This window comes from Ramlibacter sp. Leaf400, from assembly GCF_001424545.1.
Lineage (GTDB): Bacteria > Pseudomonadota > Gammaproteobacteria > Burkholderiales > Burkholderiaceae_C > Ramlibacter.
In genome coordinates this window covers 500,021-513,747 of the sequence record NZ_LMQL01000009.1, presented here as the reverse complement: position 1 = coordinate 513,747, position 13,727 = coordinate 500,021, and the positions used below count along the sequence as shown (strand labels likewise).

12 protein-coding genes are annotated in these 13,727 nt (G+C 71.9%); 3 read left to right on the top strand and 9 right to left on the bottom strand.

Annotation, left to right across the window (positions count from 1 at the left end; translation table 11 throughout):
* Positions 1-40 precede the first annotated feature (40 nt).
* The 4 genes from ASG30_RS10670 to ASG30_RS10655 all read right to left on the bottom strand — a co-directional run bounded on the left by ASG30_RS10670 (position 41) and on the right by ASG30_RS10655 (position 6,927).
* Positions 41-1,483: an efflux transporter outer membrane subunit gene (locus ASG30_RS10670; protein WP_200947290.1), complete on the bottom strand. Its 1,443-nt coding sequence runs from the start codon at positions 1,481-1,483 to the stop codon at positions 41-43.
* An 11-nt stretch (positions 1,484-1,494) separates the two neighbouring features.
* Positions 1,495-4,731, bottom strand: a complete 3,237-nt coding sequence (locus ASG30_RS10665) for an efflux RND transporter permease subunit (RefSeq protein ID WP_055895703.1) — start codon at positions 4,729-4,731, stop codon at positions 1,495-1,497.
* A gap of 13 nt (positions 4,732-4,744) precedes the next feature.
* A complete protein-coding gene (locus tag ASG30_RS10660) occupies positions 4,745-5,959 on the bottom strand; it encodes an efflux RND transporter periplasmic adaptor subunit (RefSeq protein ID WP_055895702.1) in 1,215 nt (404 codons plus the stop codon).
* A 146-nt stretch (positions 5,960-6,105) separates the two neighbouring features.
* Entirely contained in the window at positions 6,106-6,927 is an 822-nt protein-coding gene (locus ASG30_RS10655) for an alpha/beta hydrolase (protein ID WP_055895700.1), read from the bottom strand.
* A 152-nt stretch (positions 6,928-7,079) separates the two neighbouring features.
* Between ASG30_RS10655 and ASG30_RS10650 the strand changes: the two genes are divergently transcribed.
* A complete protein-coding gene (locus ASG30_RS10650) occupies positions 7,080-7,994 on the top strand; it encodes a LysR family transcriptional regulator (protein WP_055895698.1) in 915 nt (304 codons plus the stop codon).
* 16 nt (positions 7,995-8,010) lie between these two features.
* Here ASG30_RS10650 and ASG30_RS10645 read toward each other — a convergent pair whose 3' ends face one another.
* Both ASG30_RS10645 and ASG30_RS10640 read right to left on the bottom strand, forming a co-directional pair.
* The gene (locus ASG30_RS10645; protein WP_055895697.1) at positions 8,011-8,319 is read right to left on the bottom strand and encodes a GNAT family N-acetyltransferase; all 309 of its coding nucleotides are present in this window, start codon (positions 8,317-8,319) and stop codon (positions 8,011-8,013) included.
* Between the two features lie 18 nt (positions 8,320-8,337).
* Complete coding sequence (locus ASG30_RS10640) at positions 8,338-9,219, bottom strand: LysR family transcriptional regulator (protein WP_055895695.1); 882 nt, start codon at positions 9,217-9,219, stop codon at positions 8,338-8,340.
* A gap of 224 nt (positions 9,220-9,443) precedes the next feature.
* Between ASG30_RS10640 and ASG30_RS10635 the strand changes: the two genes are divergently transcribed.
* Both ASG30_RS10635 and ASG30_RS10630 read left to right on the top strand, forming a co-directional pair.
* Positions 9,444-10,184: a sulfite exporter TauE/SafE family protein gene (locus ASG30_RS10635; protein WP_055895693.1), complete on the top strand. Its 741-nt coding sequence runs from the start codon at positions 9,444-9,446 to the stop codon at positions 10,182-10,184.
* Between the two features lie 113 nt (positions 10,185-10,297).
* On the top strand, positions 10,298-11,356 hold the full coding sequence (locus ASG30_RS10630; RefSeq protein WP_055895691.1) for a DMT family transporter: 1,059 nt from the start codon (positions 10,298-10,300) through the stop codon (positions 11,354-11,356).
* A 31-nt stretch (positions 11,357-11,387) separates the two neighbouring features.
* Here ASG30_RS10630 and ASG30_RS10625 read toward each other — a convergent pair whose 3' ends face one another.
* From ASG30_RS10625 to ASG30_RS10615, 3 genes are read right to left on the bottom strand one after another with little or no spacing between them, the layout of a single operon-like run.
* A complete protein-coding gene (locus ASG30_RS10625) occupies positions 11,388-11,717 on the bottom strand; it encodes a copper-binding protein (RefSeq protein WP_055895689.1) in 330 nt (109 codons plus the stop codon).
* 54 nt (positions 11,718-11,771) lie between these two features.
* A complete protein-coding gene (locus ASG30_RS10620; protein WP_055895688.1) occupies positions 11,772-12,272 on the bottom strand; it encodes a cupredoxin domain-containing protein in 501 nt (166 codons plus the stop codon).
* A 28-nt stretch (positions 12,273-12,300) separates the two neighbouring features.
* Positions 12,301-13,722 carry a multicopper oxidase family protein gene (locus ASG30_RS10615; RefSeq protein ID WP_055895686.1) on the bottom strand — a complete coding sequence of 474 codons (1,422 nt, stop codon included), beginning with the start codon at positions 13,720-13,722 and terminating at the stop codon, positions 12,301-12,303.
* Between the last annotated feature and the right edge of the window lie 5 nt (positions 13,723-13,727).

Below are 13,727 nucleotides of genomic sequence, written 5' to 3'. Positions count from 1 at the left end.
GCGGGAATGACGGGGCAGCGGGAATGACGGGGGGTGCGGGTCAGCGCAGCGCGAACTCGCGTTCCTGGCCTTCGCTCGTGGCCGGCGCCGCCGGCGGCTCCCAGCCGCCGCCAAGGGCGCGGATCAAGCCCACCGTGGCCTGGTACTGGGCCGACCGCACCTGCAGCGCCTGCCGGCGGTTGCGCAGCTCGCTGCGGCGCGCGTCCAGCAGTTCGAGCTGGCCGATCATCCCGTTGCGGTAGCGCGTCTCCGAGATGGTGCTGGCGCGCCGCGCGGCTTCCACCGCGCGGCCCTGCGCATGGGCCTGCTCGTCCAGCAGGCGCAGCGCCACCAGCTGGTCTTCCACCTCGCGGAAGGCGTTGAGCACCTGGCCGCGGTACTGCGCCAGCTGCGCGTCCATCTGCGCCTGCGCCGCCATCACGCCGGCCTCGCGCCGGCCGCCGTCGAAGATCGGCAGCGACAGCAGCGCGCCCAGCGACCAGGCGCGCGCCGACCACTTGAACAGGTCGCCCAGCTCGGGCGAGGCGAACCCCGCCGCGCCGGTGAGCGTCACGCTGGGGAACCAGGCCGCCTGCGCGATGCCCACGCGCGCCTGCGCCGACATCAGCGAGGCCTGCGCCGCGGCCACGTCGGCGCGACGCGTCAGCACCGTGCCCGGCACGCCGGGCGGGATCGCCGGCAGCGCCGCGGACCAGGCGCCCGCCTCCAGGCCGAACTCCGAAGCCGCCTCGCCCACCAGCACCGCCAGCGCGTGTTCGAGCTGGGCGCGCTGCCGGTCCAGCGCCAGCGCCTCGGCCTCGTTGCCGGCCAGCTCGCTCTGCACGCGCACCACGTCGAGTTCGGCGACGTCGCCGGCCTGGTGGCGGCGCTGCGTCAGCCGCAGCGTGTCGGCATACGCGCCCACGGTGTCGCGCACCAGCGCGCGCTCGGTGTCCAGCGCGCGCAGCGCCAGGTAGGTCTGCGCGACCTCGGCCTGCACCGCCAGCCGCGTGCTGTGCAGCAGCGCTTCGCGCGACTGCGCGTCGAGCGAAGCGGCGTCCTGGTTGCGCGCGAGGCGGCCGAACAGGTCGACCTCCCACGCCAGCGAGGCGCCGGCCTGCAGCAGCGTGGCCGGGCGCGCACCCGTGGGCGTGCCGGCGCCCGCGGCACGGTCGGCGGAAGCGCCGGCCGCCACCTGGGGCAGGCGCTCGGCACGCGCGCTGCGCACGAAGGCGCGCGCCTGCGCCAGCCGGGCGGCGGCTTCCTGGACGCTGGTGTTGCGCAGCGCGGCCTGCTCGACCAGGCGGTCCAGGGCCGGATCGGCGAAGGACTTCCACCAGGTGCCGCGGGGCTGCGCCTCGGCGGGCCGGGCGACCGTCCAGCGCTGGCCGTCTTCCTTGAACCGCACCGGCGCGACGGGTTGCGCCGGCAGCTCCGGCAAGGCGGTGGCGCAGCCGGCCAGCAGCAGCGCGGCGGCGAGGGGGGCGAGGAGGAATCGATTCATGGCGGGATCCTTCAGTCCTGGTGCGGCGCCGCGGGCACGATGCGCGCCGAGCCGCCGCGGCCGGGCAGCGTCGGCGCAGGGTCGACGGCGTGGGGGGAGGCGCCGTGCTGGCGCAGCGGCCGGTTGCCGGCCAGGCGGCGCAGCGCCACGTAGAACACCGGCGTGAGGAAGAGGCCGAAGGCCGTGACGCCGATCATCCCGGCGAACACCGCCACGCCCATGGCCTGGCGCATCTCCGCGCCGGCCCCGCTGGCCAGCACCAGCGGCAGCACGCCCATCACGAACGCGAGCGACGTCATCAGGATCGGCCGCAGGCGCAGCCGGCTGGCCTCGATCGCGGCCTGCAGCGGCGTGCGGCCGGCGAACTCCAGCTCGCGGGCGAACTCCACGATCAGGATCGCGTTCTTCGCGGAGAGCCCGACCAGCACCATCAGCCCGATCTGCGTGAACATGTTGTTGTCCCCGCCGGTCAGCCACACGCCGGTCATCGCGGCCAGCAGGCCCATTGGCACGATCAGGATGATGGACAGCGGCAGCGTGAGGCTCTCGTACTGCGCGGCCAGCACCAGGAACACCAGCAGCAGGGCGAGCGGGAAGACCCACACCGCGGAGTTGCCGGCCAGGATCTCCTGGTAGGTCAGGTCGGTCCATTCGAACGAGATGCCGGGCGGCAGGGTCTCGGCCGCGATGCGCTCGATGGCGGCCTGGGCCTGGTGCGACGAAAAGCCGGGCGCGGGGCCGCCGTTGACGTCGGCGGTGAGGTAGCCGTTGTAGCGCATGGCGCGCTCGGGCCCGTAGCTCTCGCGCACCTTCATCAGCGCCGACAGCGGCACCATCTCGCCCGACGACGCGCGCACCTTCAGCGTGACTATGTCCTCGGCGCGCGCGCGGTAGGGCGCGTCGGCCTGCACCCTCACCGAGTAGGTGCGGCCGAACTTGTTGAAGTCGTTGACGTAGAGGCTGCCCAGGTAGATCTGCAGGGTGTCGAAGATGTCCGTCACCGGCACGCCCAGCTGGCGCGCCTTGGTGCGGTCGATGTCGGCCCACAGCTGCGGCACGTTGACCTGCCAGCTGGTGAACAGCCCGGCCAGCTCGGGCGCCTGCTGCGCCTTGGCCATGAAGGCCTTCACCGCGGCGTCCATCGCGTCGTAGCCCAGCGAGGCGCGGTCCTCCAGCTGCAGCTTGAAGCCGCCGGTGGTGCCCAGGCCCTGCACCGGCGGGGGCGGGAACATCACGATGAAGGCGTCCTGGATGCCGGCGAACTCCTGGTTCAGCTGCATCGCCACCGCGCCGCCGCTCTGGTCGGCGCGCTTGCGCTCCTCGAACGGCTTGAGCATGGCGAACACGATCCCCGAGTTGGAGCTGTTGGTGAAGCCGTTGATCGACAGGCCCGGGAAGGCCAGCGTGCCGGACACGTTGGGGTTCTTCTGCGCGATCTCGCCCATGCGGCGGATCACCGCGTCGGTGCGGTCCAGCGTGGCGCCGTCCGGCAGCTGGGCGAAGCCGATCAGGTACTGCTTGTCCTGCGCCGGCACGAAGCCGCCCGGCACCGCCTTGAACACGCCCAGCGTCAGCGCCGCGAGCGCCAGGTACAGCCCCAGCATCAGCGCCTTGCGCCCCAGCACCGCGCGCACGCCCCGGCCGTAGGCCTCGGCGCCGCGGCCGAACAGCCGGTTGAAGCCGCGGAACAGCCAGCCGAACCCGCGGTCCATGAAGCGGGTGAGCGCGTCCTTGGGCTGGTCGTGGCCGCGCAGCAGCAGGGCGGCCAGGGCCGGCGACAGCGTCAGCGAGTTGATCGCCGAGATCACGGTGGAGATCGCGATGGTGACCGCGAACTGCCGGTAGAACTGGCCGGTGAGCCCGCTGATGAAGGCCAGGGGCAGGAACACCGCCGACAGCACCAGCGCGATGGCGATGATGGGCCCCGACACCTCGCGCATCGCGCGGTAGGTCGCCTCCAGCGGCGAGTGGCCGGCCTCGATGTTGCGCTCGACGTTCTCCACCACGACGATGGCGTCGTCCACCACGATGCCGATCGCCAGCACCAGCCCGAACAGGCTGAGCGCGTTGATCGAGAAGCCCAGCAGGTGCAGCACCGCGAAGGTGCCCACCACCGACACCGGCACCGCCAGCAGCGGGATGATGGAGGCGCGCCAGGTCTGCAGGAACAGGATCACCACCAGCACCACCAGCGCGATGGCCTCGGCCAGCGTCTGCACGACCGACTTGATCGAGGCCCGCACGAACTGCGTGGGGTCGTAGGCGATGCGGTACTCCACGCCCTCGGGCATGGTGCGGGCGATCTCCTCCATGGTGGCGCGCACCTGCGCGGAGATCTCCAGCGCGTTGGAGCCCGGCGCCTGGAACACGCCGATGCCCACGGCGGGGTCGTTGTCCAGCAGCGAGCGCAGCGAGTAGTCGGCCGCGCCCAGCTCCAGCCGCGCCACGTCGCGCAGGCGGGTGACGGCGCCGTCGGCACCGGTCTTGACGATGATGTCGCCGAACTCCTGCTCGCTCACCAGGCGGCCCTGGGCGTTGATGGACAGCTGCAGGTCCACGCCCGGCACGCTGGGCGAGGCGCCCACCACGCCGGCGGCGGCCTGCACGTTCTCGCTGCGCACGGCGGCCACCACGTCGCCGGCCGACAGGCCGCGCTGCGCCACCTTCTGCGGGTCCAGCCAGATGCGCATGGAGTACTCGCCGCCGCCCCAGATCGCGACCTGGCCCACGCCCTGGATGCGCGCGAGGCGGTCCTTGACGTTGAGCACGCCGTAGTTGCGCAGGTAGTCCATGCCGTAGCGGCCGCTGGGCGACACCAGGTGCACGACCATGGTGATGTCGGGCGTGCTCTTGACGGTGGTGATGCCCAGGCGGCGGACCTCCTCCGGCAGGCGCGGCTCGGCCTGCGAGACGCGGTTCTGCACCAGCTGCTGCGCCTTGTCGGGGTCGGTGCCCAGGCGGAAGGTGACGCTGAGCGTGAGCAGGCCGTCGGTGGTGGCCTGGCTGCCCATGTAGAGCATGCCTTCCACGCCGTTGATGGCCTCCTCCAGCGGCGTCGCCACGGTCTCGGCGATCACCTTGGGGTTGGCGCCGGGGTAATTGGCGCGCACCACCACCGTGGGCGGCACCACCTCCGGGTACTCCGAGATGGGCAGGCCGAGCAGGGCGATGAGGCCGGCCAGGAAGATCAGCACGGACAGCACGCCCGCGAAGATCGGCCGGTCGATGAAGAATCTCGAGAAGTTCATGGCGGCTCCGTGCTCACTTGGCGGCGGCGACGGCCGGCGCCGGCTCGGCCCGCGCCACCATGTCCACCGCCTGCGGCTGCACCACCGCGCCGGGGCGCACGCGCTGCAGGCCGTTGACGACGATGCGGTCGCCCGCCTTCAGGCCGCTGCGCACCACGCGCAGCCCGTCCACCGTGGTGCCGAGCGCGACCTCGCGGTACTCGGCCTTGTTGTCCGTGCCGACGGCGAGCACGAACTTCTTTTCCTGGTCGGTGCCGATGGCGCGTTCGCTCACCAGCAGCACGCGCGCCGGGCGCGGCTGGCCCATGCGGATGCGGGCGAACTGGCCGGGGATCAGGCTGCCGTCGCGGTTGTCGAAGGCGGCGCGCACTCGGATGGTTCCGCTCTTGGCATCCACCTGGTTGTCGATCAGTTGCAGCCGGCCCTCGTGGTCCTTCTCCTGCCCGGCCGCCGTGTCCATCCGCACCGGGATGCGCTCGATCTGCTGGCGGGCGCTGGCGCCGCTGGGCAGGTCCCTGAGCGCGCGCACGATGGTCTGCTCGTCGGCCTCGAAGCTGGCGTAGATCGGGCTGACCGACACCAGCGTGGTCAGCACCGGCGCGCCGGGGCCGGCGGCGACCAGGTTGCCCGCCGTCACCTCCAGCCGGCCGATGCGGCCCGCCACCGGCGCGCGCACCTGGGTGTACGACAGGCTCAGGCGCGCGGCCTGCAGCTGCGCCTGCGCGGCGCGCAGGTTGGCCTCGGCCTCGCGCAGGCCGTTGACGCGTTCGTCCACCTCGCGCTGGGCGATCGCGCTTTCCTCCCACAGGCGGCGGGCGCGCGCCTGCTCGTTGGAGGCGTGCGCCAGCCGCGCCTGCGCGGCGCCCACCTGGGCTTCGGCGCGCTCGACCTCGGCGGCGTAGGGTGCGGGGTCGATCGTCACCAGCAGGTCGCCCCGGGCGACGATGGCGCCTTCGCGGAAGTGCACGGCCTGCACCGCGCCGGCCACGCGCGAGCGGATGTCCACGCGCTCCACCGCTTCGAGGCGGCCGGAGAACTCGTCCCACGCGGTGACCTCGCGTTCGGCGACGGTGGCGACCGACACCGGCGTGGGCGGCGGCGCGGCGGCCGGCGCGCTGGCCTGCGCGCCGCTGGTGGGACCGAACACGACCGCGCCGGCGGCGGCCAGGGCGCCGAGGCTGGCGGCGAGCCACCAGTGGCGGGAGAGTTTCCGGAAAGCGTTGTTCATGGGGGGCCTCGTCTTCGAGATCTGTCGTGAAAGGGATGAGCGATCCCTGGCGGGCCCGCACGATCGGGCCTGCCATGGGGGCAAGGTCAAAGGGATGCCGCGGAATTCGCGGAGGGCCGGCGGGCCTTTCGGCGCGCCGGCGGCGTTCAGCTGGGCGGCGGCGGCGTCGGGGCCTGGAAGAAGTCGCGCAGCCAGCACTGCGCCTCGCCGGCGCAGGGACAGTCGTCGGGCAGCTCCTGCTCCAGCGATTGCGGCCAGCCGGTGGCCAGGCCCAGCACCGCGCTGGTGGCCGGCACGCCGGCCGCGCGCAGCCGGTCGGCATAGGCCACGGCCTCGTCGCGCATCGGGTCGTCGGCGGCGGTGAGCACCAGCGCCGGCGCCAGGCCCGCGAGCCGCTGCGCCCGGCCGGGCACCGCGTAGGGATGCTCGGCGTCCATCGGCCCGCGCAGGTACCGCTGCCAGCCCTCGGCCCAGCGGCATTCCACCTGCGGCCCGAGCTTGTCGCGCAGCGAAGGCGTGCCGCTGCAGGGGTCCAGCATGGGCGCGACCAGCACCTGCCCGGCCAGCGGCGGATGCAGCCGGTCGCGCGCCACCATCGCCACCGCGGCGGCCAGGTTGCCGCCGGCTTCCTCGCCGGCGACGAAGAACGGCGCGTCCTTGCCGGCCAGGGCGGTCCTCTGCTTGTACAGCCACTCGAGCGCGGCGTAGCCGGCTTCCACCGCGTCGGGGAAGCGGTGCCCGGGCGCCAGCGGGTAGTCGAAGGACGCGACCACCGCGCCGGCCCCCACCATCAGCTGGGCGAGTTGCGCGCCGCTGTCGAGGTCGCCGCTGTCGAAGGTGCCGCCATGGAAGTGCAGCACCAGCGGCAGCGACTTGCCGCGCACCTTGCCGCCCCAGACCCGCAGGTCGCGGCCGAGCCCCGGCACCGGCAGGGTGCGGAAGGCGGTGGGAGAGGGCAGTGCGGCCATGGAAGCGACTATAGGCAGGCGGCATCTGCGGATAAAGACGCGCCCGACCAGTTCTCTGTTTCCATCGGATGAACAATCCGGGGCTGCGGCCCACCCGGCCGTGGCGAATCGGACACCCAGGCCCACGAGGCCGCCACAAGAGGGAAACAAGGATGGACAGGATCCAGGCGATGCAGGTCTTCGCGCGCGTGGTGGAGACGGGCAGCTTCACGCGCGCGGCGGAGTCGTTCGACCTGCCCAAGGGCTCGGTGACCAAGCTGGTGCAGCAGCTGGAAGAGCGCCTGAAAGTGAGGCTGCTCAACCGCACGACGCGGCGCGTGACCGTCACGGCCGACGGCGCCGCCTACTACGAGCGCACTTCGCGGCTGCTCAACGACCTGGACGACATCGAGGCCAGCATGTCCAACGCCCAGGCCAACCCCAGCGGCCGGCTGCGGGTGGACGTGGGCACCTCGGTCGCTCGGCTGATCGTGATCCCGGCGCTGCCCGGGTTCTTCCAGCGCTACCCCGACATCCAGCTCGACCTGGGCGTGTCGGACCGGCCGGTGGACCTGATCGGCGACAACGTGGACTGCGTGATCCGCGGCGGCGAGCTGCTGGAGCAGTCGCTGGTGGCGCGCCGCGTGGGCAACATGCGGCTGGTCACCGTGGCGTCGCCCGAGTACCTGCGCCGCAGCGGCATGCCCGCCACGCCGCAGGACCTGGAGAACGGCCAGCACACCACGGTCAACTACTTCTCCACGCGCACCGGGCGGCCCTACCCGCACGTGTTCGAGCGCGACGGGCAGTCGATGGAGATCTGGGGCCGCTACCGGCTCTCGCTCAACGAGGCCAATGCGCACATGGCGGCCGTGCTGGCGGGCATGGGCGTCTCGCAGGTCGCGCTGTTCGGCGCGGCCTCGCACCTGGAGCGCGGGGAGCTGGTCCCCGTGCTGCCCGACTGGGACCGCCCCGCCATCCCGCTGCACGTGGTCTACCCGCCCAACCGGCACCTGAGCGCCAAGGTGCGCGCGTTCGTGGAATGGGCGGTGGAGCTGTTCGCCCGCAGCGAGCACGTCCGGGGCTGAAGCCCCGCACGCGCGGTCACTTCAGGAAGGCCCTGCGGCTTTCTTCCGTGACCAGGTCCAGCTCCTCGGGGTGCTTGCGGATGTAGCCCGCGACGAACGGGCAGGCCGGGATGGCATGCAGGCCCTGGCGCCGCACCTCGTCCAGCGCGAACTTGATCAGCCGGCTGGCCAGGCCCTTGCCCTCGTGGGCGGGCTGCACCTCGGTGTGCGTGAAGAGCAGCGCGCCCTTGAGCGCGTTGTACTCGGAAAAGGCCGCCACCTCGCCGTCGACCTGGAGTTCGAAGCGGTGGCGGGACGGGTTGTCGGCAAGGGTGACGTTGTCCATCAAGCCATTGTGACGGCGTCAGGTCCAGGCCCGTTGCAGGCCCTGCGCGAGCTGCGCCCGCACGCGATCGCCGCCCTCCGCATGGCAGGCCAGCAGTTGCCGCTGCGCCCAGGCTTCGTCCAGGCGGACGCAAGCGATGCCCGGGTTCGCATGGCGCTCCACCACCGCCCGGGGCAGCACCGTCACGCCGACGCCGCGCGCCACGAGCTGCAGCACGCCTTCGAGCTGCGGCCAGGTGATGCGCGGGCGCAGCGGCGTGCCCAGCGCGAGGGCGCGCACCAGCAGGTGCGTGGACAGCGCGCTCTGCTCGCCCCAGGCGACCCAGGGCGGGTCGAGCACTTCCTGGAACGAGACGGCATGGCGCTCTGCGAGCGGATGAGTGCGCGCGACGGCCAGCACCAGCGGATCGGGGCCCAGCGCCTGCGTCACCAGCCCGCGGGTGTCCACCGCGTCGGACACGATGCCCACGTCGGCGGCGCCCGAGCGCAGGGCCAGCACGGTGGCTTCGCTCGAGCTCTCGCGGACCACGATTTGCGGTGGCGAGTCGGGCGCGCCCAGGTCGATGAGCGCCGGCACCATCGGCCGGGCCAGCGCGGAGCTGTTGGCCAGCAGCACGATGCGCCGCGTGGAGGCGGCCCGGGCGTGGAGCAGGTCGCTCTCCAGGCGCTGGACCTGGTCGAAGACGACGCGCGCGTGGCGGGACAGGACTTCGCCCGCGACGGTCGGCGAGACGCCACGCGCGTGGCGCTGGAGCAGGAGCACGCCGTTGGCTTCTTCGAGGGTGCGGACCCGGGCGCTGACGGCGGCGACGGTCAGGTGGCAGCGCTCGGCCGCGGCGGTCATGCTGCCGGCCTCGCAGACGTGCAGGAAGACCTGGAGGTCGGTCCAGTCGAATCGCATGGAGGGGATTATGGGAAGCACTGGATTCCCGCCTCCGCGGGAATGACGGGAACCTTGCCCGTCGTGCCCGGCCCGCGGGAATGGCGGGAACCTTGCATGTCGTGCTGTCGTGCCCCCCCGTCATCCCCGCGAAGGCGGGGATCCACCGCAGCGCGGCTCCGACGTTCGAGCTTCAACCAAATGTTGATGGTCGCGGCGCACCGTCATCGCCACACTGCGTGCCCATGTTCGACGCCCACCTCCCCGAGTTCTTCCTGGTCAGCACCATCTTCTTCGGCGCGGGGCTGGTCAAGGGCGTGCTCGGCATGGGCCTGCCGACCTTCGCGATGGGCTTCCTCGGCCTGCTGATGCCGGTGCCGCAGGCGGCGAGCCTGCTGACCGTGCCTTCGCTGGTGACCAACCTGTGGCAGGCCCTGGCCGGCGGCGCGCTGCGAAGGCTGTTGCAGAGGCTGTGGGGCCTGCAGCTGGGCATCCTCCTCGGCGTGGCGTGTGCCGCCTGGCTGCCGGCGACCGACGAGCGATTCGGGCGGATGCTCTTGGGCGCCTGCCTGCTGGCCTACGGCCTCTGCGGCCTGGCGGGATGGAAGCCGCGTCCGCCCGCCCGCGCGTGGGAGCGGGTCGCGGCCCCGCTGGTCGGCGGGGTCACCGGCGTCATCACCGCGCTCACCGGCGTGTTCGTGCTGCCGGCCGTGCCCTACCTGCAGTCCCTGCAGCTCGACCGCCACCAGCTCGCGCAGGCCCTCGGGCTGTCCTTCACCACCTCCACGCTGGCGCTGGCGGCGCTGCTGGCCGCCAACCGGCAGCTGGACCTGGACGGCTCGGTGCACTCGGCCCTCGCGCTGGCTCCCGCGCTGGCCGGCATGGTCGTCGGCCAGAAGCTGCGCGAGGAAATGAGCGAGGCGCTGTTCCGCCGCTGCTTCTTCGTCGGGCTGGTGCTGCTGGGCGCATGGCTGGTGGCGCGCTGAGCGTTCATGCAGGACGCGCCGGTCGAACCGAGGGACCCTCCGGGGAAGCTGGCGAGGCACGGCGCGGGATCGCCTCCGTAGAATGGCCGCGCAGCGCAGGAAGGGCATGAGCGATGAGGCACGCGGGCGGTTCTCCCGGGCCAGCCGCAGTGGGCGGCCTGCTGGCCTTGCTGGCCGCGGTTCTGTTCGGGCTCTCCACGCCGCTGGTCCAGCTCTGCGGCCGGGGCCTGGGCCCCTTCGTCACGGCGGGCCTGCTCTACGCGGGAGCGGCCGTCGCAGGAGCGGCGCTCAGGCGCAGCGCTGAACGAGAGGCGCGACTCGCGCGCGCCGATGCTCCCCGGCTCCTCCTGGTCGCCTTCTTCGGCGCAGTGGTGGGCCCCGTCGCGCTCGCCTGGGGCTTGCAGCGCGCGAGCGGCGCGGGCGCGTCGCTCATGCTCACGCTCGAGGCGCTGTTCACGGCGCTCCTCGCCCGCCTCCTCTACCGCGAAACCATGGAGCCGCGCGTGGTGCTGGCCATGCTCCTGCTGCTCGGGGGCGGCGCGCTGCTCGCGCTCGACCAGGCCTCGGCGGGCTCCGGGCAGCTCGCGGGCCTCCTGGCGGTGCTCCTGGCCACCGCGGCCTGGGGTGCCGACAACACCGCATCGCGTCCGCTCGCCGACCGCGACCCCGGCCAGGTCGTGTTGGCGAAAGCTGCGCTCGGGGCCTGCGCGACCCTCTCCATCGCGCTCGCCGTCGGCGAGCCACTTCCTTCAGGCTCCGCGGCGCTGGGGCTGCTCGCCATCGGGGCCACGGGCTACGGGTTGTCGCTGAGGTTCTACCTGCTCGCGCAGCGCACCTTCGGCGCCGCGCGCACGGGGTCGGTCTTCGCCTGCGCGCCCTTCATGGGGGCGGCCGGAGCACTGGCGCTGGGCGACCGCCATGGCGGCTGGCTCATGGCGGCGGCGGGTCTCCTGATGGCCGTCGGCATCTTCCTCCACCTCGTCGAGCGACATGCGCACGAGCACGAGCACGAGGCCATGGCGCACGAACACGCCCACAGGCACGACGACGGCCACCACGACCACGTCCACGATCCGATGCCGGCGGGCCCCCACAGCCATCCTCACGTGCACGAGCCCAGGCGCCACGCGCATCCGCACGCGCCGGACCTGCACCACCAGCACAGGCACTAGGCGGGGCCCACGCCTGCGGCGGAGCGGGCCGTCACTGGGCGGCCAGGATCTCCGTCACCGTGAACCGGCCTTCCTGGCTGGTCGCGCGGAACCGGATCCTGTCCCCCACCTTGACCTGGTCCACCATCGACGCGTCCGCGACCACGAACACCATCGTCATCGGTGGCATGTCGAGGTTCCGGATCTCGCCGTGCTTCAGGGTGATCTTCCCGGCGGACCTGTCGACCTTGCGCACCTCACCTTCCGCGTAGGTCGCGTCCCCGGACCGGGCGGCCTGCGGAAGCTGGACCTGTTGCGCATTGGCGGGCGCCGCGGCAGCAAGCCAGGCGGCGACGAGGAGGGTTGCGAGAGAGGCTTTCATCGATGGTTCCTTTGGATAGATGGATGGATGGATGGATGGATGTGATGTCGACACTCATCTGGCGGCCGCGACCTTGATGGTCCCGACCATGCCGGCCTGGTAGTGCCCGGGAATCAGGCAGGCGAAGTCGAAGTCGCCGGGCCGGTTGAACTTCCACACGAGCTCGCCCTTGCGGCCCGCGGAGACATGGGCCATGTGGGGCTCGTCGTGCTCCATGCCGGGGAACTTCTGCATCAGGGCGGCGTGCTCATCGAGCGCCTTCCGGGTGCCGATCACCATCTCGTGCAGGACCTTCCCCTTGTTCGAGACGACGAAGCGGACCGTCTCGCCTTCGTTCACGTTGATCGTCGAGGGCGTGAAACGCATGTCGTCGCCCATCGCGATCTGCACCGTGCGCCTGGCGTCCTTCCTGTCGCCCGCGATGCCCCACGGCTGCTGCTCCTTCTTCGAGGCGCTGCCCGGCTGGGTGCGGACGTTCTCGTGCGCGAGCGCATGGCCGCCGCCCAGCGTCATCGCCAGCGCCAGGGCGGCAGTCCGTGCTGCGTTGCTTTTCATGGGAGTGCTCCTTCGTTTCGTTCTTCGGTCAATGGGCGCCGTGACCGCTGCTGCCGGACGGCTTTCGCACGCGGACCTCGACGTCCTTCGAGGGCGCTGCGCCCGCGGCTGGACGAGCGGGGCTGCGCGCGCGTGCCGGCTCGGGGAGCTGTCCGGTGAACTCGTAGGCCACGGTGCCTGGCGGATGCCTGAACCAGCCCGGGTCCCCGTAGTCCCCGGGCTTCTGGTCATGGCGCACCTTCACGGTGGTGAACATCCCGCCCATCTCCAGCCCGCCGAAAGGGCCTTGGCCGGTCATCATCGGCGCGGTGTTGTCCGGCAGCGGCATCTCCATCTCGCCCATGTCCGCCATGCCGCGCTCGCCCATCACCATGTAATCCGGCACGAGCCTGCCGATCTTCCTGGCCACGTCCCGGTGGTCCACGCCGATCATGGTCGGCACGCCGTGGCCCATGGCGTTCATGGTGTGGTGGCTCTTGTGGCAGTGGAATGCCCAGTCGCCTTCCTCGTCGGCCAGGAACTCCACTTGGCGCATCTGCCCCACCGCCACGTCGGTGGTCACCTCCTTCCAGCGGGTGCTCCTGGGCGTCGGTCCCCCGTCGGTGCCGGTCACCGTGAACTCGTGCCCGTGGATGTGGATCGGGTGGTTGGTCATGGTCAGATTGCCGAAGCGGATGCGCACCTTGTCGCCGCGCCTGACGTTCATCGAGTCGATGCCGGGAAAGATGCGGCTGTTGAAGGTCCACAGGTTGAAGTCCAGCATCGTCATGATCCTGGGCGTGTAGCTTCCGGGCTCGACGTCGTACGCCGAGAGCAGGAACACGAAGTCGCGATCGACCTCCTCGATGAGGGGCGTCCTGGCCTTCGGGTGCGTCACCCAGAAGCCCATCATCCCCATGGCCATCTGCGTCATCTCGTCGGCGTGCGGGTGGTACATGAAGGTGCCCGGCCGGCGCGCCACGAACTCGTAGACGAACGTCTTGCCTGCGGGGATCGCTTTCTGCGTCAGCCCCGACACGCCGTCCATGCCGTTGGGCAGGCGCTGGCCGTGCCAGTGGATGCTGGTGTGCTCGGGCAGCCTGTTCGTGACGAAGATGCGCACGCGATCACCCTCGACCACCTCGATGGTCGGCCCGGGCGACTGGCCGTTGTAGCCCCACAGGTGCGCCTTGAACCCCGGCGCCATCTCTCGCACCACGGGCTCGGCGACCAGGTGGTACTCCTTGACGCCGTTGTTCATGCGCCAGGGCAGCGTCCAGCCGTTCAGGGTGACGACCGGGTTGTACGGCCGCCCTGTCTTCGGCGCGAGCGGGCCCGCCGTGTCCGGCAGCGTCTGGATGACCGGTTCGGGCAATGCGGCCATCGCCACCTTGCCCACGGTCGCCGCGCTCACCGCGCCGGCGATCGCGCCCACGCCCGTGAGGAAGCTTCGTCGGTTGTGCTCTGTCATGGTTG

Excerpts from the sequence above, each read along its gene's own strand:
- ASG30_RS10670 (WP_200947290.1), bottom strand. The coding sequence starts at position 1,483 with ATGAATCGATTCCTCCTCGCCCCCCTCGCCGCCGCGCTGCTGCTGGCC.
- ASG30_RS10665 (WP_055895703.1), bottom strand. The coding sequence starts at position 4,731 with ATGAACTTCTCGAGATTCTTCATCGACCGGCCGATCTTCGCGGGCGTG.
- ASG30_RS10660 (WP_055895702.1), bottom strand. The coding sequence starts at position 5,959 with ATGAACAACGCTTTCCGGAAACTCTCCCGCCACTGGTGGCTCGCCGCC.
- ASG30_RS10655 (WP_055895700.1), bottom strand. The coding sequence starts at position 6,927 with ATGGCCGCACTGCCCTCTCCCACCGCCTTCCGCACCCTGCCGGTGCCG.
- ASG30_RS10650 (WP_055895698.1), top strand. The coding sequence starts at position 7,080 with ATGGACAGGATCCAGGCGATGCAGGTCTTCGCGCGCGTGGTGGAGACG.
- ASG30_RS10645 (WP_055895697.1), bottom strand. The coding sequence starts at position 8,319 with ATGGACAACGTCACCCTTGCCGACAACCCGTCCCGCCACCGCTTCGAA.
- ASG30_RS10640 (WP_055895695.1), bottom strand. The coding sequence starts at position 9,219 with ATGCGATTCGACTGGACCGACCTCCAGGTCTTCCTGCACGTCTGCGAG.
- ASG30_RS10635 (WP_055895693.1), top strand. The coding sequence starts at position 9,444 with ATGTTCGACGCCCACCTCCCCGAGTTCTTCCTGGTCAGCACCATCTTC.
- ASG30_RS10630 (WP_055895691.1), top strand. The coding sequence starts at position 10,298 with ATGAGGCACGCGGGCGGTTCTCCCGGGCCAGCCGCAGTGGGCGGCCTG.
- ASG30_RS10625 (WP_055895689.1), bottom strand. The coding sequence starts at position 11,717 with ATGAAAGCCTCTCTCGCAACCCTCCTCGTCGCCGCCTGGCTTGCTGCC.
- ASG30_RS10620 (WP_055895688.1), bottom strand. The coding sequence starts at position 12,272 with ATGAAAAGCAACGCAGCACGGACTGCCGCCCTGGCGCTGGCGATGACG.
- ASG30_RS10615 (WP_055895686.1), bottom strand. The coding sequence starts at position 13,722 with ATGACAGAGCACAACCGACGAAGCTTCCTCACGGGCGTGGGCGCGATC.